17 protein-coding genes are annotated in these 19,593 nt (G+C 70.8%); 3 read left to right on the top strand and 14 right to left on the bottom strand.

The genetic code is table 11. The features are described 5' to 3' along the window. Genes ACTWPV_RS20200 through ACTWPV_RS20210 form a run of 3 tightly spaced genes read right to left on the bottom strand, consistent with a single transcriptional unit; the run spans window position 1 to window position 2,679 of the window. Window positions 1-1,296 (bottom strand): CpaF family protein, encoded by a 1,296-nt coding sequence (locus ACTWPV_RS20200; protein ID WP_443152972.1) that lies wholly within the window; start codon window positions 1,294-1,296, stop codon window positions 1-3. Beyond that, window positions 1,293-2,009 (bottom strand): hypothetical protein, encoded by a 717-nt coding sequence (locus ACTWPV_RS20205; RefSeq protein WP_443152973.1) that lies wholly within the window; start codon window positions 2,007-2,009, stop codon window positions 1,293-1,295. Before ACTWPV_RS20205 ends, ACTWPV_RS20200 begins: the two co-directional genes overlap by 4 nt. 1 nt (window position 2,010) lies before the next feature. Continuing rightward, the gene (locus ACTWPV_RS20210) at window positions 2,011-2,679 is read right to left on the bottom strand and encodes an SAF domain-containing protein (protein WP_347646713.1); all 669 of its coding nucleotides are present in this window, start codon (window positions 2,677-2,679) and stop codon (window positions 2,011-2,013) included. 335 nt (window positions 2,680-3,014) lie between these two features. On the opposite strand from ACTWPV_RS20210, the gene ACTWPV_RS20215 reads away from it, so the two are divergent. Beyond that, window positions 3,015-7,691 carry an FtsK/SpoIIIE domain-containing protein gene (locus ACTWPV_RS20215; protein WP_443152974.1) on the top strand — a complete coding sequence of 1,559 codons (4,677 nt, stop codon included), beginning with the start codon at window positions 3,015-3,017 and terminating at the stop codon, window positions 7,689-7,691. Window positions 7,692-8,149: 458 nt separating this feature from the next. On the opposite strand, the gene ACTWPV_RS20220 is transcribed toward ACTWPV_RS20215, so the two are convergent. Next, window positions 8,150-8,701: a hypothetical protein gene (locus tag ACTWPV_RS20220; RefSeq protein ID WP_443152975.1), complete on the bottom strand. Its 552-nt coding sequence runs from the start codon at window positions 8,699-8,701 to the stop codon at window positions 8,150-8,152. A 736-nt stretch (window positions 8,702-9,437) separates the two neighbouring features. Continuing rightward, window positions 9,438-10,010: an ArsR/SmtB family transcription factor gene (locus tag ACTWPV_RS20225; protein WP_443152976.1), complete on the bottom strand. Its 573-nt coding sequence runs from the start codon at window positions 10,008-10,010 to the stop codon at window positions 9,438-9,440. A 79-nt stretch (window positions 10,011-10,089) separates the two neighbouring features. Here ACTWPV_RS20225 and ACTWPV_RS20230 point away from each other — a divergent pair, with 79 nt between their 5' ends. Both ACTWPV_RS20230 and eccB read left to right on the top strand, forming a co-directional pair. Next, the gene (locus ACTWPV_RS20230) at window positions 10,090-11,508 is read left to right on the top strand and encodes an alpha/beta hydrolase family protein (protein ID WP_443152977.1); all 1,419 of its coding nucleotides are present in this window, start codon (window positions 10,090-10,092) and stop codon (window positions 11,506-11,508) included. A gap of 95 nt (window positions 11,509-11,603) precedes the next feature. Then, window positions 11,604-13,010 carry a type VII secretion protein EccB gene (gene eccB / locus ACTWPV_RS20235; protein ID WP_443152978.1) on the top strand — a complete coding sequence of 469 codons (1,407 nt, stop codon included), beginning with the start codon at window positions 11,604-11,606 and terminating at the stop codon, window positions 13,008-13,010. A 9-nt stretch (window positions 13,011-13,019) separates the two neighbouring features. On the opposite strand, the gene ACTWPV_RS20240 is transcribed toward eccB, so the two are convergent. The 9 genes from ACTWPV_RS20240 to ACTWPV_RS20280 all read right to left on the bottom strand — a co-directional run bounded on the left by ACTWPV_RS20240 (window position 13,020) and on the right by ACTWPV_RS20280 (window position 19,537). After that, window positions 13,020-13,748 carry a hypothetical protein gene (locus ACTWPV_RS20240; RefSeq protein WP_443152979.1) on the bottom strand — a complete coding sequence of 243 codons (729 nt, stop codon included), beginning with the start codon at window positions 13,746-13,748 and terminating at the stop codon, window positions 13,020-13,022. 77 nt (window positions 13,749-13,825) lie between these two features. After that, entirely contained in the window at window positions 13,826-14,833 is a 1,008-nt protein-coding gene (locus ACTWPV_RS20245; RefSeq protein WP_443152980.1) for a hypothetical protein, read from the bottom strand. 85 nt (window positions 14,834-14,918) lie between these two features. After that, window positions 14,919-16,160 carry a hypothetical protein gene (locus ACTWPV_RS20250; protein WP_443152981.1) on the bottom strand — a complete coding sequence of 414 codons (1,242 nt, stop codon included), beginning with the start codon at window positions 16,158-16,160 and terminating at the stop codon, window positions 14,919-14,921. Window positions 16,161-16,175: 15 nt separating this feature from the next. Next, window positions 16,176-16,649 carry a hypothetical protein gene (locus tag ACTWPV_RS20255; RefSeq protein WP_443152982.1) on the bottom strand — a complete coding sequence of 158 codons (474 nt, stop codon included), beginning with the start codon at window positions 16,647-16,649 and terminating at the stop codon, window positions 16,176-16,178. Between the two features lie 10 nt (window positions 16,650-16,659). Continuing rightward, window positions 16,660-17,859 (bottom strand): hypothetical protein, encoded by a 1,200-nt coding sequence (locus ACTWPV_RS20260; RefSeq protein WP_443152983.1) that lies wholly within the window; start codon window positions 17,857-17,859, stop codon window positions 16,660-16,662. A gap of 5 nt (window positions 17,860-17,864) precedes the next feature. Then, the gene (locus ACTWPV_RS20265) at window positions 17,865-18,272 is read right to left on the bottom strand and encodes a hypothetical protein (protein WP_443152984.1); all 408 of its coding nucleotides are present in this window, start codon (window positions 18,270-18,272) and stop codon (window positions 17,865-17,867) included. A 65-nt stretch (window positions 18,273-18,337) separates the two neighbouring features. Next, window positions 18,338-18,652, bottom strand: coding sequence for a WXG100 family type VII secretion target (locus ACTWPV_RS20270; RefSeq protein WP_347646702.1), 315 nt, complete (start codon window positions 18,650-18,652; stop codon window positions 18,338-18,340). Between the two features lie 4 nt (window positions 18,653-18,656). Continuing rightward, on the bottom strand, window positions 18,657-18,983 hold the full coding sequence (locus ACTWPV_RS20275; RefSeq protein WP_347646701.1) for a WXG100 family type VII secretion target: 327 nt from the start codon (window positions 18,981-18,983) through the stop codon (window positions 18,657-18,659). A 110-nt stretch (window positions 18,984-19,093) separates the two neighbouring features. After that, a complete protein-coding gene (locus tag ACTWPV_RS20280) occupies window positions 19,094-19,537 on the bottom strand; it encodes a YbaB/EbfC family nucleoid-associated protein (RefSeq protein ID WP_443152985.1) in 444 nt (147 codons plus the stop codon). Window positions 19,538-19,593 lie beyond the last annotated feature (56 nt).

Consider the following 19,593-nt stretch of genomic DNA (forward strand, 5'->3'; position numbering starts at 1 on the left):
TCACCAGCCCCCCAGGGTGTAGCCGTGGGCGGCGAGCTCCTCCATGCAGGAGATCGGGGCGTGCGGGACGGCGGCGCCGTCGGGGCCCGGCGCGAACACCTCGCTCGACAGGACGCGGCCGTCGCAGCCGTTGACCTCGCGGATGCTGGAGACGTAGCGGCGCAGCGTGCCGCCGACGTGGTAGTCGTTGCGTTTCTCGACGAAGACGACGAAGTCGATGGCGCCCGCGATGAGCATGTGGGTGGCGTCGATGGGCAGCCGCTCGCCGGCCTGCAGGGCGTAGGTGGAGATGCGGTTGAAGACCTCCATGCTGGAGTTGGCGTGGATGGTCGACAGGGAGCCGTCGTTGCCCTGGGTCATCGCGTTGAGCATGGTGACGATCTCGTCGCCGAGCACCTCGCCGACGATGACGCGGCTGGGATTCATGCGCAGGGAGCGCCTGACCAGCTCGGCCATGGAGATCTCGCCCTGCCCCTCGGAGTTGGGCAGGCGCTGCTCGAAGGCGACGACGTTGGGGTGGAGCTCGGGGAACTGGTCGAGGCCGAGCTCGAGGGCGCGTTCGACGGTGATGAGGCGCTCGCTGGGCGGGATCTCGTTGGCCAGCGCTCTGAGCAGGGTGGTCTTGCCGGCGTTGGTGGAACCCGCGATCATGACGTTCTTGCGGGCGGCCACGGCGGCCGTCAGGAACCTCGCGACGTCGGGACTGATCGTGCCGTTGCCGGTCAGGTCGGACAGGAAGACCTTGCCGAGGCGGGCGCGGCGGATCGACACGGCCGGCCTGACCGTGACGTCCATGACGGCGCTCAGCCGGGACCCGTCGGGCAGCCGCAGGTCGAGCTGCGGGTTGGCGGTGTCGAACGGCCTGCTGGACAGCCCGGAGTAGGCCGCCAGGATCTGGATCAGCTCGATCAGCTCGTCGTCGGAGTCGGCGACCGGGTCGTGCATGAGCTCCTGGCCGTCGGCGTAGCTGACGAAGACCCGGTCGCAGCCGTTGATGTCGATGTTCTCGACCTGGGCGTCGTCGAGCAGCGGCTGGAGGCGGCCCACGCCGAACAGAGCCGCGTGGATGCCGGCCGCGAGCGCCTCCTCCTCCTCGACCGTGGGCGGGGTGCGGCCGAGCCCGATCTCGCCGCGGGCGTGCTCTTCCAGCACCTGGGAGATCAGCGCCCTGGCGAACTGGCGCTCGTCCTCGCCGGTCATCGCGGGCAGGCCGTTGGCCTGGTCGAGCCGGCGCTGGTGGGCCAGCCGGTCGCCGACCTCCTGGCGGAAGCGCTTGACGAGCGAATGGTCGATCATCGGTGACTCACCAGCCTTCCCGCGAGGTCGCGTGCCGTACGGATCAGGAGGGAGCGGTCGAGCCGGCCGCCCCACTGCCCGCGCAGGAGTTCGGCGCCCTTGGGGTCGTGGGCGAGGCCGTAGACGTGGGGGACGCTGTTGCCGACGATCCGGCGCACGTCGTCGATCGAGGCGCGGTAGTTGCGCGGGTCGGCGATCACGGCGACGCCGTGCGCCTTGGTGATCTGCAGCCGCTCCCGCAGGTGGGCGACGTGGTCGAGAGTGGCCCGGGTGAGCAGCACGACCTGCTCGGCCTCGGCCATCAGGTCACCGAGCTGGGGATGGGCGCCGAGCCGGCCGCAGTCGGCGATCACGTCGGCGTTGGGGACGGCCGCGAGCGCCCGGCCCAGCGGGCCCCACAACCAGGTGAGCCCGGCGGCCTGCTCGCCGTGCGTGAGCCCGGCCAGCACGTCGAGCCCGCCGACGATCTTCTGCGTGTGCTGGTGGATCTGCGCGGGCTCGAGGCCGCGCCGGGCGGTGGCGCCGAGCGTGAGCAGGCCCTTGCCTGGGTTGAGCACGCCGCCGTCGGCGGCGGGCAGCCGGTAGGCGAGGTCGCCGCCCGCGGGGTCGCATTCGGCCAGCAGCACGGGCCGCGGCCAGACCGCCGCGAGGGCGGTGGCCGCAGTCGTCACACCCGGCGCGCCCTTGTCGGCGGCCAGGACGATGAGCGCCACGTCAGCGTGCCCCCGGGAGCTCGGCCACCGCGATCTCCCCGCCGGAGGCGAAGGCCACGATTTCCGGCGACGCCGAGGAATCGACGACCACCGTGATCTGGCCGGAATTTCCCGTGCGGGACTTGTCGCCGACGGAGAAGACGAGCGCGCTCGCGGCCAGGACCCGGCTTTCTCCTTGGCTCGCCCGGCTCGGAACGTGCACCAGCTGAACGCGGTCGCCTTCTTTCAGGCCCGCGGGCATTTGACCCGGCTTGAGCGCCAGCCCGACGGTGGCCTTTCCCTCGCCGAGCTCGCTGCTGGCCTTGGCGCCCATCTGGTTGGTCAGCAGGGTGCCGGGCAGGATGGTGACGGCCGCGAAACTGCCGACGACCTGGTCGAGCTGCGACCAGCTGACGTAGTCGACGCCCTCAGCGGCGATCTTGACCTCTTCGAGCGCCTGCGCGGTGAACTTCTGGCCTGCGCCGATCTGCTGGGTGACGCGGATGGCGGAGACGCGGTCGCCGCTGCGCAGGACGAGCAGCGTCGTGGCCAGCGCGCCGCCCAGGATGAGCAGGACGGCCAGCGCGGCGAGGGCCGGCTTGCGTTCGCGGGGTGGCACGGGGAGCTTGCGCGAGGCCGGGCCGGACAACCCCGCCGCCGCGTCGGCGGCAGGCTTTTCACTGGTCCTCATGGGTGGGGGGCTCCCGAAGTGAATTGCGGAATTCACGCCATTATGTGGGGCTTGACGTGGTGACGGGGGCGGAATGCGAGGACCAATGCTCGTTTCGCAGGTGGCGGGATGTCAACTCGAAATAATCGATGCCTATTGTTTCTAACGAGTTGACGGGTATTGATTTTTCCGGCTAGTCGCCACTTTGATCACAGCAGCCACTTTTTTCACACCTTTATGGCAACATATCGGTCCAAGTCGCTGCAGATTCCCCATGCCATTGCCGTCAACTCACGCGCCTGTTCCCGCTCCGGGCGTTACCTTTGGCGCCCGAGGTCGACCGAGGAGACGGCACCATGCGGATCATGCTCACCGTGCTCGGCGGGCAGGGCGACCGTGACGTCGTGATCGACGGAGACGACGGCGCCACGGTGGCGAGGGTGAGCGAGGCGCTCAGCGATCAGGGGCCGCTGGCCGACGTCGTCCGGCTGCCCAGAGCCCGAGCCCCCTACGGGCTGTCCGCCGACAGCCCCCACATCCCCCAGCCGCGCAGGCCGCAGCGGGACACCCGCGGGCCGGCCGGCCACGCGCCCGCGCTCTGGCGCGACGGCCGCCCGCTCGACCCGCGCGCGCCGGCCGCCGCCGTGCTGCGCGACGGCGACAAGGTCACGCTCGACGCCCGCCTCGCCCGCGCCACCGTGGTCGAGGAGCCGGGCGGGGTCGCCGAGGTGCGGGTGGTCGGCGGCCCCCGCGCGGGCACGGTGCACCGGCTGGGGCTCGGCGTGCACGTCATCGGCTCCGACCCGATGTGCGCGATGGCCGTCGACGATCCCGCGCTGGCTCCCGAGGCGGTGGCCGTACGCGTGACACCCGACGCGATCACCGTGGAGCGGGCGTGGCGGGAGCCTGAGGATGCGCCCAGGCTCAAGCTCAAGGGGCGGTGGGCCGACGAGGTCGCCGAGCTCACGGCGCGGGTCGCGGAACGCGAGGCCGCGGAGCTCACGGCCGGCTACGGCGAGACCCCCGAGCTCGACGGCCGGCCGCTCACCGAACCCGTCGACTGGCCCGACCAGGCCGTGCTGACCTGCGGCTCGTCGGTGTTCGTGCTGACCTCGATCGAGCCGAAGGACGCCCACCTGGCCCCGAGGAGCGAGGGCGGCGTGGCCTACAACCGCCCGCCGAGGCTCCGGCGCCCGGAGCCCGACCGCACGTTCGTCAGGCCGAAGGAGCCCGCCAGGAACGAGGGCATGCGCCTCCAGCTGCTCGCCGCCTTCCTCCCGGCCGTGCTCGGCTTCACCCTGGCGATCGCGCTGCAGCAGTGGTACTACCTGCTCGTCGCCCTCATGACGCCGGTCATCATGATCGGCCAGTGGTGGAGCGACCGGCGCCACGGCAAGAAGCAGCACAAGAAGGCCGTCAAGGAGCACAAGGAGCGGCTCCAGGCGTACGACGAGGCCGTGGAGCGGGCCAGGGCGGCCGACGAGGCGGTCCGCAGATCCAACGCGCCCGACCCGGCCCAGGTGCTGCTGACGGCCACCGGCCCGCGCAGGAGGTTGTGGGAGCGCAGGAGCCACGACGACGACGCGCTCAGGCTGCGGGTGGGGCTGGCCGACCTGCCGGCCGACCTGGAGCTGTCGGAGGAGCAGGGCGGGCGCATCGAACCGCCCGTCTGCCGTTCCGTGCCGGTGGCGCTGCCCATGCGCCGGCTGGGCGTGGCCGGCGTCACCGGCTCCCGCGAGGCCGCGACCGGCCTGGCCGCCTGGCTGATCGCCCAGGCCGCGACCCTGCACAGCCCGCGCGACCTGGCCGTCGTGATCGTGTCCGCGCACGCCGACGGCGAGCAGCGCTGGGGCTGGATGCGCTGGTTGCCGCACTGCTCGCCGCAGTCGGGGCAGGAATGCGTGACGCTGGCCGGCACCGATCCCGAGTCGGCCGCCCGGCGCGTCTCCGAGCTCGCCCAGCTCATCGACGAACGCCAGAACACCGCGATCCCCGAGCTGGGCAAGATCCCCACCGGGTGGGACGACCTCGGCGGGCCCGAGAAGCCCACGTTCTCCTCCTACGACGTGCGCCCGTACGACGTGCTGGTGGTGCTGGACGGCGCCCAGGTGCTGCGCGGGCTGCCCGGGATGCCGCAGGTGCTGCGCCAGGGGCCGCGCTGCGGCGTGTACACCCTCGCCCTCGACGAGGACCAGCGCCTGCTGCCCGAGGAGTGCCAGACGGTGGCCGCGTGCGGCGACGACGGCCTCGCACAGCTGCGCGGCGGCGGCCTCGACGTCATCGGGCCGGTCCTGGCCGACCTCGTCTCACCCGGCTGGTGCGACCGGCTGGCCAGAGCCCTCGCCCCGATCCGCGACGTCAGCAGGGACGACCCCGCGGGCAACCTGCCCGGCGCGGTGCGCCTGCTCGACCTGATGGGCCTGCCCGACCCCTCCGGCGAGGAACTGGCCGCCCGCTGGCGGGAACGCGGCACCACCGAGGCGCTGATCGGCGTCGGCCCCGACGGCCCCTTCTCGGTCGACCTCAAGCTCGACGGCCCCCACGGGCTCATCGCCGGCACCACGGGCGCGGGCAAGTCGGAGCTGCTCCAGACGCTCATCTGCTCGCTCGCGGTGGCCAACCGGCCCGACCAGCTCACGTTCGTGCTCATCGACTACAAGGGCGGCGCCGCCTTCAAGGAGTGTGTACGCCTGCCGCACACCGTCGGCATGGTCAGCGACCTCGACGGCCACCTGACCCAGCGCGCCCTCGACTCGCTGGCGGCCGAGATCCGCCGAAGGGAGCGCCTGCTGCTGGCGGCCGGGGCCAAGGACATCGACGACTACACCGGCCCCCCGCTCCCCCGCCTGGTACTGATCATCGACGAGTTCGCGGCGCTGGTGGCCGAGCTGCCCGACTTCGTCACCGGGCTGGTCGACATCGCCCGCAGGGGCCGGTCGCTGGGCATCCACCTGATCCTGGCCACGCAGCGGCCCGCGGGCGTGGTCACCGCCGACATCCAGGCCAACACCTCGCTGCGGATCGCGCTGCGGGTGACCGAGCCCGCGGAGTCGTCCGACGTCATCGACCTGCCCGACGCGGCCCACATCTCCAAGTCGACGCCCGGCCGCTGTTACGTGCGCTCGGGCGTGGGGGCGGCGACCGCCGTGCAGACGGCCAGGGTCGGCGGCCGCAGCCCTGCCGCCGGCGGGCCGGCGCGCGCGGGGAACGTGCGGGTGCTGGAGGTCGGCTGGCGCTCGCTGGGGCGTCCGCTCCCGCCGCCGGTGCCGGAGGAGGACGCGACCGGCACGGACCTCGGGCTCGTCGCCGACGCCCTCATCGAGGCCGCCCGCCTGGCGGGCGTCCCCGCCCAGCCCAGTCCCTGGCTGGAGCCGCTGCCCGCCGGCCTCGTGCTCGACCTGCCTTCCGCCGGGCGTCCCGTCCTGGCCGCCCCGATCCTCGACACCGCCGCGTACGGGGAGGCGTTCGTCGAGGTGGCGCCGTTGCCGTTCGGCGTCACCGACCGGCCGTGGGCCCAGGACCGGCATGCGCTGGCGCTCGACGTGGCGCAGGGCGGTCACCTCCTCATCGCGGGCGCGGCCCGCAGCGGCCGGTCGACGGCCCTGCGCACGATCGCGGGCTCCGTCGCGGCCCACGCCTCCCCGTCGGACGTGCACGTGCACGCGATCGACTGCGGCTCGGGCGCGCTGCTGCCGCTGGTGGCGATGCCGCACTGCGGCGCCGTGGTGACCCGCGACCAGCTCGACCGGGTGGAGCGCCTGCTGACCCGCCTCAAGGCGGAGGTGGGCCGCCGCCAGCAGCTGCTGGCCGAGGCCGGGCACGCGTCGCTGGCCGAGTACCGGCAGGCGGGCCACCGGCTGCCCTGGCTGGTGCTCATGCTCGACCGCTGGGAGGGCTTCGTCGCCGCCTTCGAGGGTTACGACTACGGCCGCATGATCGAAGGGCTGCTCCAGCTCCTGCGCGAGGGCCCGGCGGTGGGCCTGCGGGCGGTGGTCACCAGTGACCGCTCCGGCCTGCTCGGGCAGGTCTCGACGGTCTTCGACGACCGGCTGCTGCTGCGGTTGTCCGACTCGTCCGACTACGGCCTGGCGGGGTTCCCGCTCAAGGGCCTGCCCTCGTCGGTGCCGCCGGGCCGGGCGCTCTCGCTGGGCGAGCACGGCATCGTGGAGCACCACATCGCCCTCCTGGACGCGGACCCGGCCGGACCCGCGCAGGTCGCCGCGCTGCAGTCCCTGGCCCGCGCCGCCGCGGGCCGAACCGGCACGGCCCCAGACCCGAAGCCGGGCTTAAAGCCGGGCCCGGCGCACGAGGCCGGCAGGGGTGTCTGGCGCTGGGAGGGGGATCCGCCGCTGCGGGTGGACGCGCTCCCGATGCGCATCACGGCGGCCCAGACGCTCGCCCTCGACCCTGCCTTCAGCCCGCCGTCGCCGCTGTGGGCGCTGGCCGGCGCGGGCGGCGACGCCCTGGCCCCGCTCGGGCTCGACCTGCTGGCCCACGGCCCCGGCGCCGTGATCGCAGGGCCGGCGCGTTCCGGCCGGTCGTCGGCGCTGCTGACAGCCGCCCGCTCGCTGATCGCCCGCGGCACCCCCGTCGTCGCCGTCGCCCCGAGGCGCAGCCCGCTGAAGGATCTGGACGGAGCCGTGGCGGTGCTCGACGGCAACGCCACCGACCTGCCGGAGATCGTCGCGGACCTGCACGGCTACGTCGTGGTGGTGGACGACGCCGAGCTGGTCAACGCGGACGGCCCGCTGGGCGCCGCCCTGGAGGAGGTGCTCAGGTCGGGCAGGGACGGCGACCACGGGCTGCTCATCGCCGGCGTGACCGGAGACCTGGCCGTCGCCTACCGCGGGTTCGTGGCGGAGACGCGCAAGTCGCGTACGGGGCTGCTGCTGGCCGTGCAGAGCCAGGCCGACGGCGACCTGTTCTCCATCCGCCTGCCGCGCGGCGCGGCCGGGGGCCCGCCGGGGCGTGGCTTCCTGGTGACGACCGGCACCTTCACCCCCGTCCAGGTGGCGCTCCCCGGCGGCCCTTAGGGGTCAGACATCCCTGGAGCCGGGATGTCAAGCAGCGAGATCGTTTTGTCGGTGCGGCCAAGCGGTTGCCTGGTCGTAGCGAGTGTGTGTTCTAGGCCGTCTTTCATAAGGCCTGAGCCACTCGTTGATCGCAGCGATGGTGAGGACGGCTTCGTAGCGTACGGCGAGCTTGTCATGGCGGGTGGCCATGCCTCGATTGCGTTTGAGCAGGTTGATGCCGCATTCCACGGCGTGACGCAGCCGGTAGAGCTCCGGGGCGAAGGCGGGCGGGCGTCCGCCCTTCGACCCACTGGCTCGCCGGTGGGCGTCCTGGTCGGCCTTGCGGCTCGTCCTGCACCCCACCGGGCGGCTCCTTCTGCAGGTGGCCCTCCCGGTGGTGCTGCCTGCAGGGCTGGGGTGCGAGCCGAGTTGGTTCATGCGCCATTGCACGGGCCTGGGCAGTCTGGAACGCCCGCCGGTCAACCACCGACTCTCCGAACCGGCTGGCCCGTCGCCGCGTCGATGATCTCGCGGTCGCCCAGAGGGCTCGACAGCCGGGCATAACTCAGGGCTACGCCTGTGTCCACGGCGCAGGTCTCCTTCAGCGTGTCCACGTCGGAGACGAGATAGCTGTCCGTGTCTCCAGCGCGCTGGCCGGTTACCGAGAGCACCACACGTGTGGGTGTCTCCTGGGCGGTGACCGGGTGGGTGGCGCAACTGTCCGAGACGCCCACCACCAGTGTGTCAGCGGCAGCCGGAGGAGTGGCTTCGTGCAGGGTGCCGTCCTCCCATAGGTACGCAGGCAGCTCACGCTCGTGGTCGATGACGAGGTATCCCTTCAGCGGCACCGGGACGGACGGGCCTACGCCGTGCTTGGGCGTGCTGATGAAATCGCTCCCCCAATGGCCTGCCACGAGCGCGTCCAATTCGCGTCCACGCTTGACATCGTGGTCGACGACGAAGAAGACGGTGACCGCCAGGATCGCTAATGAGCCGACGACGAAGTCGTGACCGACCAGTGGGGTGACCACGAAGGTTCACCGGGTCGGGTGACGCACCGATCCAGGGGTGCGCGGTGGCGGGCTGATCGGTCACTCTCGATGGCAGCAGGTTGGCGTCGAGGGTGAGGTGCGTGGGTGGCAGAGCCGGTCAGGGCACGACGGTTGAGCGAAGACGAAGGCAGCCAGTTGCAGCAGATCGTGCGCCGGGGCAGACACGAGTCGATCCGGGTGCGGCGGGCGTTGATCATTATGGCGTCGGCGTCGGGGACTCCCGCTCCGGCGATCGCGCGGCTGGTCGCGGCGTATGAAGACACCGTTCCGGGATGTGATCCATGCCTTCAACGAGCGAGGGCTGGCCGCGCTGGACCCTCGGTGGGCGGGAAGCCGTCCTCGCCTGATCAGTGATGAGGACATCGCGTTCATGATCCAGACGGCCCGCTCCCGCCGAGCTGCGCGAGCAGCTGCCCACCCGATCAGCGGTCAAGCTCGCCAATGTTTGCACCCGATTGCGGCCTGCCGGTGATCTGGCCGACCCGGCCCAGGGGGTCAAAGTCGCGCTGCGTCGCCTGGCCATTCGTTACCGCTCGCTCACCGCCGAGATCGCCGCCCAGCTGCTGTCCACCTGCGGCGATAACCCCGACCGGCTGAATCATCCGCTGCCTGAAGCGCTATGTCGCCCGCGAGCTCTACAAGGTCCTGACCAGCCCGACAACTCACGGAAACGATCTTCTAGCAGTCGCTTGACACGACATAGGTGTAGCTCCCATTAGCCGTCGTCGGCGGGGAGGGTGAAGAGGCGGACGTAGAGGGGGCGGGCGTCCGGCGGGGCGTCGTCGGCCTGGTGACCGTGCCTGAGCAGCAGGGCGACGTACTCGTCCTGGAACGCTTTCAGCTCGTCCTTGGTCATGCGGACCAGCCCTCGCGAGCCCCACGCCCAGTCGGGGTCGGCGCGGTAGGCGGCGGGGAAGCGCTCCACCAGGGCGAGGTCCTCCTCGTAGCCGACGCGGTGGAACTCCTCCAGGACCGCCCGGTCGCCCGGCGCGAGCTCGTCGGGGTGGGGAGCGCGCATGTCGCGCAGGATGCGGGCACGGCGCCACCAGCGTTCGCGGCCCGACGAGCGCTCGGGGATCTCCTCGATGAAGCCGTACTTCTCCAGCTGGCGCAGGTGGTAGCTGGTCGTGCCGGTCTTGGCGCCGAGCAGCTCGCCGAGGGTGGTCGAGGTGGCGGGGCCGTGCAGGTTGAGCAGAGTGAGCATGCGGCGGCGCATGGGATGTGCGAGGGCCTTGAGCCGCTCGGGGTCGTCGAGCACGTACGGCTCGTGGCGCTCGTCATCCTTCATGAGGAGCAGGCTAGTACTCCAGAACGATATCTGCAGACATTCGTTTGCCGAGAACTCTCTGCAGACTAGTCTCGGCAACATGCGACTCGTCCTCGCGGCCCTCACGGTGGCCGCCACGCTGTTAACGCCCCTCGCCCCCGCCGTCGCGGCGACGGGGCCCCTGCCCGGCCTGCCGGGCGACCTGGTGGCGCAGGACGTGACCTTCCGCGGCGGCGGAGGGCTGGACCTGCGGGGCAGCGTCATCACCCCCGCGGGCGCCCGCGACGGCCGGGCCGGGATCGTGCTGGTGCACGGCGCCGGTGACGGAACGCCGAGGGAGAAGCTGCTGGCCGAGGCCGTCGCCCTCGCCCGGCAGGGGCTCTCGGTGCTGATCTACGACAAGCGCTCCCAGGGCTACTCGCTGTTCGACAGGTCGTACGCGCAACTGGCCGAGGACGCCCTCGGCGCAGTGGGAGCGCTCAGGACCCGGCCCGGGGTCGATCCCGGCAAGGTCGGCGCGCTGGGCTTCAGCGAGGGCGGATGGGTGGTTCCCATGGCGTCCGCACGATCCGCCGACATCGCGTTCGTGATCCTCGTCGGGGCCAACGCGCTGCCGCCGCTGCGGCAGCAGACCTGGGCGGTGGCCGCCGGGCTGCGCAAGGCGGGGGTGCACGGGCCGCTCGTCGAACGGACCGTGCCGAACCTGTACCGCGCGATCGCCGACGGCGGCATGTTCCCCGAGCCCTACTTCGACCCCGGGCCGGTCTTCGCCCAGGTGCGCCGGCCCGTGCTGGCCATCTGGGGCGTGCACGACCTGCTGACGCCTCCCAGGGAGACGCCGCCGATCATGGCCGCGGCCCTGGAGAAGGGCGGCAACCGGGCGTACTCCTTCCGGTTCTTCGCCGACGCCGAGCACGCGGCGCACCTGACGCCGGACGGCGGGGTCACCCGGCTGCCCGAGCTCGCCCCCGGCTACGCGGACCTGGTGGGAAGCTGGGTGGGCCAGGCCACCTCGGGGCGGGCGCCCACTGCCGACGTCTCCGGGCCCGCGCCGGTCCAGGAGGACGACACCGTGGAGGTTCCGCCGGCCGCCTGGTGGGAGTCCGCGCCCGTCCAGCTGGCCGCGCTCGTCGTGTTCCTGGCGGCGTTCGGCGGCTATCCGATCGTGGCGCTGGTGCGCCGCGTCAGGCGGTCGGCCGCTCCGGAGTCCCCGCTCGTGGCCGCGCGGGTGGTCAGCAGCGCCGGCACGGCTGCGGTGGCCGGCGGGTTCTGCTACCTGACCTACCTGATCATGACCGGCGGGAAGCTGGCCGTGCCCGGACCGGTGCTGGCCGGGCGGCCGGTGATCTGGCTCGTGCTCCAGGCGCTCGCCGTGGCGACCGTCGTCGGGACGCTGATCGTCGCGGTGCGCCGGCGACGGGTCACGGCCCGCGGCGAGAGGGTCCGGCTGGGCGTGCTCGTCGCCGGCGGTGCGGTGTTCCTGCCGTGGGCTCTGTACTGGGGCTTGGCGCTGCCGTAGCGGGACCAGGAGCTCCGAGCGGCTCCTGGCCGATTCACCGGAAATCATGACACCTGAGCGCTCTATGCTGATTCCTGGGACTCGGGAGAGGTGAGATGCAGACCCAGAAGGACCTCTATCAGGCGCATCGGCTCATGCAGCAGCGCCTGGGCCTGGCGCTGCTGCAGGCCGAGCCCGACGTGCCCGAGACGCCGATGCGGCGGCACAACGTCGCCACGTTCTGCGGCATCATCGTCGCGGTGCTGATCATGGCCGCGTTCGGCATCTGGGGGCTGCTCAGCCCCGGCAACGCGACGAAGCTCGATGAGCCCGGCAGGTTGCTCGTCGAGGAGGAGACCGGCGCCAAATACGTCTACAGCCAGGAGCAGCAGCGGCTGCTGCCGGTCGCCAACTACGTCTCCGCCCTGCTGCTGCTCGACACGTCGAACTTCGAGGTCAGAAGCGTCTCCGCCGCCTCTTTGGCCAAGTATCCGCGCGGGCCCCTGGTGGGCATCGCCGGGGCGCCGGACTCGCTGCCCGAGAAGGACAAGCTGGTCAAGGGGCCCTGGTCGGTGTGCGTGACCGAGGCGCCCGACGCCTCGGGGACGCCCGTGCCGTACGTCACGCTGGTGGGCGGCACGAACGTCGGCGGCGCGCATGTCGGCGCCGGCGCGCTGGTCGTCACGGACGGCAAGCAGTCGTGGGTCATCTGGAACGACACCCGGATGAAGGTGAACGACAGCGGCGTCCGCGCGCTCAACGCCCGGCCCAAGAAGGTGCCCCCGACCTGGATCAACGCCATTCCTCCCGGACCCGACTTCCTGCCGCCGAAGATCGCGAACCTGGGCCGGAAAGTACGCGGGCCGAGCGGTGGCCGGGCCGCCATCGGCCAGGTGTACACCGTGCAGGGCGTGAGCGGGGCCGCGGCCCGGTGGTACGTCCTTCTCGCCGACGGGCTCGCGCCCATCACCCTCACCCAGGCCACCCTGCTGCTCGAAGACCCCGCCATCAAGCGCGCCTACGGCAGGCAGGTCGCCAAGCCGCTGGAGATCGACGCCGCCACGGCGAACGCCAGGACCTCCCGCCAGAACCTCGCCGTGTCGGGGTTGCCCACCACCCTGCCGAAGGTCGTGCCCTCGTCGAGCCCGCTCTGCTCGGTGTACGCGGACACGCAGAACGGCTCGGCGCGCGCCAAGGTGACCGTCGGCGGCACCATGACGATCCCGCCGCCGAGCTCGCGCGGCGACCAGGAGCACTTCGACCAGGTGCTGATGCCTGCGGGGGCGGCGGCGCTGGGCGGCCTCCTGCCCGGAGACGGGCAGAAGGGCTCAGTCCAGACCTACTTCCTGCTCTCCGACCAGGGACGCAAATATCCGCTCACGTCCGCCGACCAGATCAACAAGCTGGGGTACGGAGCGGAGGACGTGGCGCCGATGCCGGGCAACCTCGTACACCTGCTGCCCGAGGGCCCGACGCTGGATCCCGAGGCCGCCCGGTCGCCGCTGCAGGTGACGGCCTCTTAGGCGCGAGCCTCAGATGATGCCGCCCATCATTCCGCCGCCGCCCATGTTGGGCATGCTGGGCATCCCACCGTTCGTTGGCTCCAGGGTGCCCACGCCGTCCTCCTCCTCCGGAGGCGTGTACTCCACCCCGGTCGGGGTGTAGTCGGGCTTGGGACGATTCTGCGTCAGCGTCCCGGTCATCGAGGCGCACATGAAGTTGGCCATCGCGACGATGCCGGTCGTCACCATCAGCGTCTTGCCCAGCTTGACGCCCAGCCCTCTCACCACGACCGCCAGCGGGGTGATGGTCTCGTGGATGGCCACGTAGAGTACGTAGGCGAATTTGAACGGCTGAAGTTTGATCGCCAGCCAGATGGCGGCCACGGCCATGAGCACCGTGGCCACGGCCATGGCCACTTCCGCGGCGTAGTGATAGAGCTGAGCGACGAAATCCATGCTGCCGCCGACGCCCTTGAAGTGCTGCTCCGCCACGGCCATCTGGTCGATCAGGCTGTCCACCGCCTGGCTGAAGGCCTCCTCGGCCGGCCCATGCCACAGGTCCTCGACCTTGGATTTGATGGTGGCCAACGTCTCCTTGATGCCGGCGAAGTCGGTCTCTCCGTCGCCGGTCGAGGGGGCCTGCCACTGCCCGGCGGCCTCCTTCATACCGCCGGGGTTGGAAACCAGAATGCCGATCCCCAGCGCGATCTGCTTGGCCACCGGATACTCGTAGAGGATCGCAGACGCCGTGGTCGCCATTCCGGCCGCAGTGATGAGCTGCCATCGGTCGCTCGAATATCCGCGGTAATCAAGTACCATCCGGCGCTGTCGCCCTTCTACTCATCCTGGCCGATCACCTGTGGCGCGATGTCGATGTCGTCCAGCCAGTCGGCCTCGTCGCCGCGCACGTACTCGGGGTTCTCCCGTTCGCGTTCCTGTTGCTGGCCACCTGCTCCCGGCATCATCGGCATGAACGGCATGCCGCCCATCCCGTTCATGCCGCCGCCGCGGGCGCCGGCCGCGCCGGGCTGGACGCCGGAGGAGGCGCCGCCCGACGGCGCGGCGGTGCCCATGCCAGGCCCGGATCCGGGGCCGAGGGACGTCGAGGGGTTCGGCACCGAAGGGTTCGGCACCGAGGGGTTGTAGCCCGCCAGGTCGGTGCCGTTGGGGTTGAGCGCGTTCGGGTCGAGCTCGGGGACCTCCCGGTTGAGCTGGTCCTCGAGGGAGGGGACGTTGGCCTGCGGCACGTTGGTGTCCGGCATCTCCGGCATGTCCGGCGACGGCACGTTGGTGTCCGGCATCTCCGGTTTCGGCACGTCGGTGTCCGGCATCTCCGGCGACGGCATGTCGGCACCGGGCAACTTGTCCGATGGCAGGCCGCCGTCAGGCAAGCCACCGTCCGGGAGACCGCCGTCAGGCAGTCCGCCGTCAGGCAGGCCACCGTCCGGGAGACCGCCGTCAGGCAGTCCGCCATCCGGCAGACCGCCGCCGAACGGGTCGGGCCCGCCGCCGGGATCATCAGGACCGATCTTGATGACGCCGTCGCTGTCCTTGTCGGCCCTGCGGTAGTTGTTCTCCAAAGACGCGAGGGCGGTTTCGTAGTCGGCCAGCACGCTCCTGGCCGTGGCTATCGCCTCGGCCGCGCTGTCCTTCGTCCGGTCGTGCGCGTAGTTGAGGCCGATCCCGATCACGCCGAACGCGGGAGGCTCCACGCGGATCCCGCCGGTCTGCTGGGCGATCCTGCCCATGTGCGGCGCCTGCTCACCGATGTCTTTGCCGGTCTGCTCGATCGCGCCGTGTTCCCACTTGATCTCGACGTTGCCGAAGGCTCCGGCATTCGGCATACCGGCTGGGAAGGTGTCTCCTGCGCCCATGGTCGCCCTTTCTCGCTGTAGGTCCGGAGCCGTACACCACGCCCGAACTACGGGGTCAGGCGATCGTGGACTGTGTGGTGCCCTCGGGGCCGCCCCACACGTCGTCGTCCTCGGCGAGCCACGTCGTGCTCTCCCTGTCGTTCTCCTGGTCGCGACCGCCCGTGCCGCCGCCCATCATGGGCATCATGGGGAAGCCCATACCGCCCGCTCCCGTACGCCCCGCGCCCGCGAGAGCCGCACCGCCGTTGCCCGCGCTCCCGCCGCCGGGGACGCCGGTGCCCATGCCGGGGCCTCCGGTCGTGGTCTGGGTCCCGCCGGGCGTGGTGTTCCCGAGCGAGGGGTCGTAGCCCGCCAGGTCGGTGCCGCCCGAGTTCGGTCCGGCCGCGGTGGGGCCGGTGACGGATCCGGGGTCTCCGGGGTTCGCGCCGTCGGGCATGCCGGTCTGGCCCGACGGAACGTTGCCCACCGAACCGTCTCCGGGGCCGTCTCCGCCGGGCAGGTCGCCTGACCCGGGACGGTCGCCGCCGGGGTAGTTCGCACCCGGGTAGGCGCCGTCACCCGGCCCCGCCACCGCCGGAACGCCCCTGACCGAGCCGGGACCGAACGAGCTGGGGTCGTAACCGCCGAGGTTCGTGTGGTCGCCCACCGGCACGCCGCCGGGCAGGCGCGGACCGTTCTGAAAGTCCGGCATCTCAGGTGTTACGACGATCGGGAGCGCCTGCTGCACCTCGCTGGGCAGCTGCTCGTAGTGCCCGACGATCCGCTCGTTGACGGCCTTCATGTGGTCGGCCGCCCGGTGGTCACCGCGGTTCGCGCTGTTGAACGGATTGAGCACGGCGGCGTAGTCGATGTCCTGGTCGGAACGTGAGTCGCGGTAGGCCGACTCGACGACGTTCATCTGGGCCCACCGCAGCGTCTCGCCGTATCCCTTCAGCGACCTTCCCATGGCGCCGAGCTTCGTGGCCAGCTCACGGGCGCTGGCAGCCAGCCCCTGCAACTGCAACTGGGTCTGGTAGGCCGCCGGGCCCTGATAGTGCTTCGCCAGGTCGGCCGCCTTCGTCTTCAGGTCGGCGGCGAAGCTGTTGAGCAAGGGCTCGGCCGCCTCGTAGTAGAGCCCGGCCAGCTTCACGGACCCGGGGTCCGTCTCGTCGATGTACCTCTTGACCTCGTCGATCGTGCTGTCCGTCAAACCGATGCTGGCGACGGTGCTCTTCATCCACGAGGCGTCGGGCGTCGAGGTGTCCAGCCTCGTGTCGTTGAGGTGGAGGGGGGTGGTGGTCGTCTCAGGCTCGGGCATGTTCGCGTTTTCCTATCAGACGTGCCGCTGCGTGGCAGCCTCTTCAGTCGCGGACTCGGCTCTCTCCGACGTCGCGGCTGTCTCCATCAGCCCCTCGTCGAAGGCCGCCTCCGCGCTGGCGACCAGCTGCGCGTAGAGGCCGCTGCTGTTGGCGCCCGGCTCCCCGACCAGCGTGCTGTAGGCCATCTGTGCCGAGAAACCGTACTGCATGGCCGCCGGCCACTGGCCCATCTGGTGCTCGCTGAGCGCGCAGTATCGCTGAAGGTCGGCCAAGGAGCCGGCCCCCGCGGGAAGTTCCGGGTGGAAAGCTGGACCTCCCACTTCCTGCGCGTGCTCCGTCACCGCGATGCCGGAGAAGTCTTTGATCTTCTTGAGCAGCTCGTTCATTTCCCCGGCGATGCGCCGTACCTCGGTACGGTTGGTGTAGGGGTCTTCCGTCTCGTCCTTGTCCGACGCACCGGGCCAGTCCGGATCGCGTTCGAGTACCATCCCGTCTCCTTCAGGTTCCGATCACCGGCGAGGTCGAGCGCTCATCCGGATGCCACATGTCGCGGTCCTCCGTCAGGTAGGTCGAGCGCTCCTGGTCCTGCGACTGCTCGCCGCCCGCCATACCTCCCATCGGGAGGAACGGCATGCCCATGCCGCCCACCCCCGGCCGCGCCGACACGGCGCCCGGGGTGCCCGCTTGTGTGTACGAGCCGCCGCCGCCGATCACCGCCGGCGTGCCCGGAGGCTGGGAGCCGACGGGCTGCTGGGTCACCGGCGTGTGGGCGGTGGGGGGATTCTGCACGGGCGCGTTGGCCGACTCGGTGCTGCCGGGATCCCTCGTGTCGCCAGGCGTGTCGGTGGCGTTGTTGTCGATCACGGCAGGCGCGGTGCCGTCGCCGGGGTTCTGCTCCGTCGGCGACTGGCCGTTCTGATCGCCGGTGGAGCCGGTCTGGTCGCCGGGGGACGCCGGGGACTCCGCCGCCGGGTCGTCGCCCGTGCCGCCGTCCGAACCGGTGTCCCTGCCGCTGTCCGAACCGTTGTCGGAGCCGGGTCCGCTCCCCGGGGTGCCGGTGCCGCTGTGCGAGCCGGTGCCGCCGAACGGACTCGAACCGGTCGAGCCGCCCGACGAACCCGAGCCGCCGTTCCAGTAGTCGCCCTGCCGGTAGGTCGCCTGCGTGTCGAGCGGCATGCGCCGTGTGCCGCCGGTGTTTCCGGCCGGGGAGACCTCCGGCAGGTCGACGCTCACGGTCTGCGGGAGCTTGTTCTCGTACAGGCTGATGATGCGGCGGTTGAGCTTCTCCAGCGCCAGCCGGGCGGGGCCGTCGTCGCCCTGGTCGCCGGACGCGTCCTTGCGCGCCTCCTCGATGGCCTGCGGCAGGTAGTCGCGCCCGTAGAGGGTGAGGGCCTCGGACATGTCCTGCATGGCCGTCGCCAGCCGGCTGCCGCTGGCCTGGAGCTTGCGCAGGGCCTGCTGCGTCTTCGCGGCGCTGCCGGACCTCCATGCGCCGTTGAGCGCGGTGCCGACGTCGGGGATCGCGTCGGCCACCGACCTGATGGTCTCGGCCACCTTGCCGTACGTCATGCCCCTGTCGTGGACTTCCAGCGGCGAGGTGTTCTCCAGCCAGGCGAGGATCTGCTCGCGTTTCGCGGCGATGCAGACTTCCGCCGGCCTGACGGACGGATGGCGGACTTCGACGCTCCGCTCTGCCACTCAGCTCACTCTCCAGCGTCAGCCTGCGGGGGGTTGGTTCTCTCGTAGACGTCGGCGCTCTCCCTGATCGCCTGGACGACTTCCTGGCAGCACTCCACGTACGCCTCGTAGAGAGAGGCGAGGCCGTACCCGCGCCCCATGAAGTACGGGCCGTAGGTGCTCGTGTCAGGGATGATGCTGCTCACGCTCGCCGCGAACGCGCTTGCCGCGGGCCAGCTGCCGATGTGGCTCTCGTCGAGCGAGAAATACCTGGTGAGAGACTCGACGGAGCCTGTCACGCCCTCCCTCGTGCCTCCTGGACCCTGTGTGGCGGCCAGGGCGCCCTCGAGGTCGTCGGCGACGGCCCGCATCTTGCTCACGTTGTAGTAGAGCTCGTCGTCGGTGTCGTCGAGCCCCGGCCACGACTCGCCCATGTGCCCCCCTTCACATGATCCGGCCACCGCGTGCGGTGGCCGGGGGAATTATGTGGTCTCAGGTTTCAGCCGTCGTACCAGATGGACTTGTTACGGGCCTCCGCGGCCCGGTAGTTCTCGTTGGCGATCTGGACGGCACGTTGCAGCTCGTCCAGCTGCAGCCGCATCTGAGCCTCGGCCTGATTCCACTTCTGCTCGTGCTGCCTGAAGAACTCCTCGGCACCACCTTCCCAGTGGCCGGCCAGTTCGGTCCTCAGCTTGGCCAGAAGCTCTTCGGTGGCTCTCTCGAAGGAACCCAGGATCTTGACGAAGTCACCTTGGGCGAGATCCATCTGCCCGAAGTTGACCTTGGTGAAGTCGAGCTCGGCGCCCATCTTCATCCCCCTACTTGACGTCGACGTTGATCAGGGACTCGACACGGCCGACACCGGCCTGCACGTCCTGGTCGGTGGCGCTGTAAACGACCGAGTTGACGCCCATCTTGTCGGCGATGCCCTCGAGGTCGGTCCGCACCGCCCGCATGGACGCGTCCCAGTTGGTCATGGCGATCCTGAACTTCGCCGCCGCCGGTCCCAGCCAGCCGGTGCTGAGCAGACCGTTAGCGGTCGTCTCGGTAGCCGTACGCAGACCCTCGATGTACTGTGCCGTGTCGACGACGTGTCCGGACGCCTTCGAGATCTGGCCAGGGCTCGCGCCGTAGAAGTCAACCACTGACACCTCCAGGTATTTCGGCTTTGGCACTCATACAAGCACCAAACGCCACTGTGTTGACAGATGTCCCAAAAAGTACATGTAACAGATCAGCAACCCTTGCCGTCAAGCTAGAGGTCGAGTTCGCGGCGGATGCGAGCCAGCTCGCCCATGACGTTCTCGAAAGCCCGATCGAAACTGGCCTCGGCGCGCCTCGTCTCCTTCAGCATCGCGACCGGATTCTCGATCATGCGCATCGGGTTGACCTGGTCGCCGTAGAGCTCGGTCATGAACTCGTCGATCTGGCGCTGCAGGTCCTCGATGGCGTCCTGCAGGACGGCCTTGATCCGCTCCGACAGCTCGCCCGAGCTCAGGCGCATCGCCTTCGGGCGGATGTCGAGCGTACGCAGCCCGTCGTGCGCGTACTCCGCCACCACCAGGCCGTCGTCGTCCTCGCCCCGGCCGACCAGCCGGCCCATCGACTTCTGCACCTGTTCCGACTTGCTGACCTGGTCCTCCAGGCTGTTCAGAAGCTTGTCGATGTCGATGTTGCCGAAGTCCCCGAAATCCGTCACAGGCGCCATCCTGCCTCATACGCACCAATTGCGGCATGCAGATCCGCACAAACCGT

This window comes from Nonomuraea sp. KM88, assembly GCF_052245635.1.
Lineage (GTDB): Bacteria > Actinomycetota > Actinomycetes > Streptosporangiales > Streptosporangiaceae > Nonomuraea.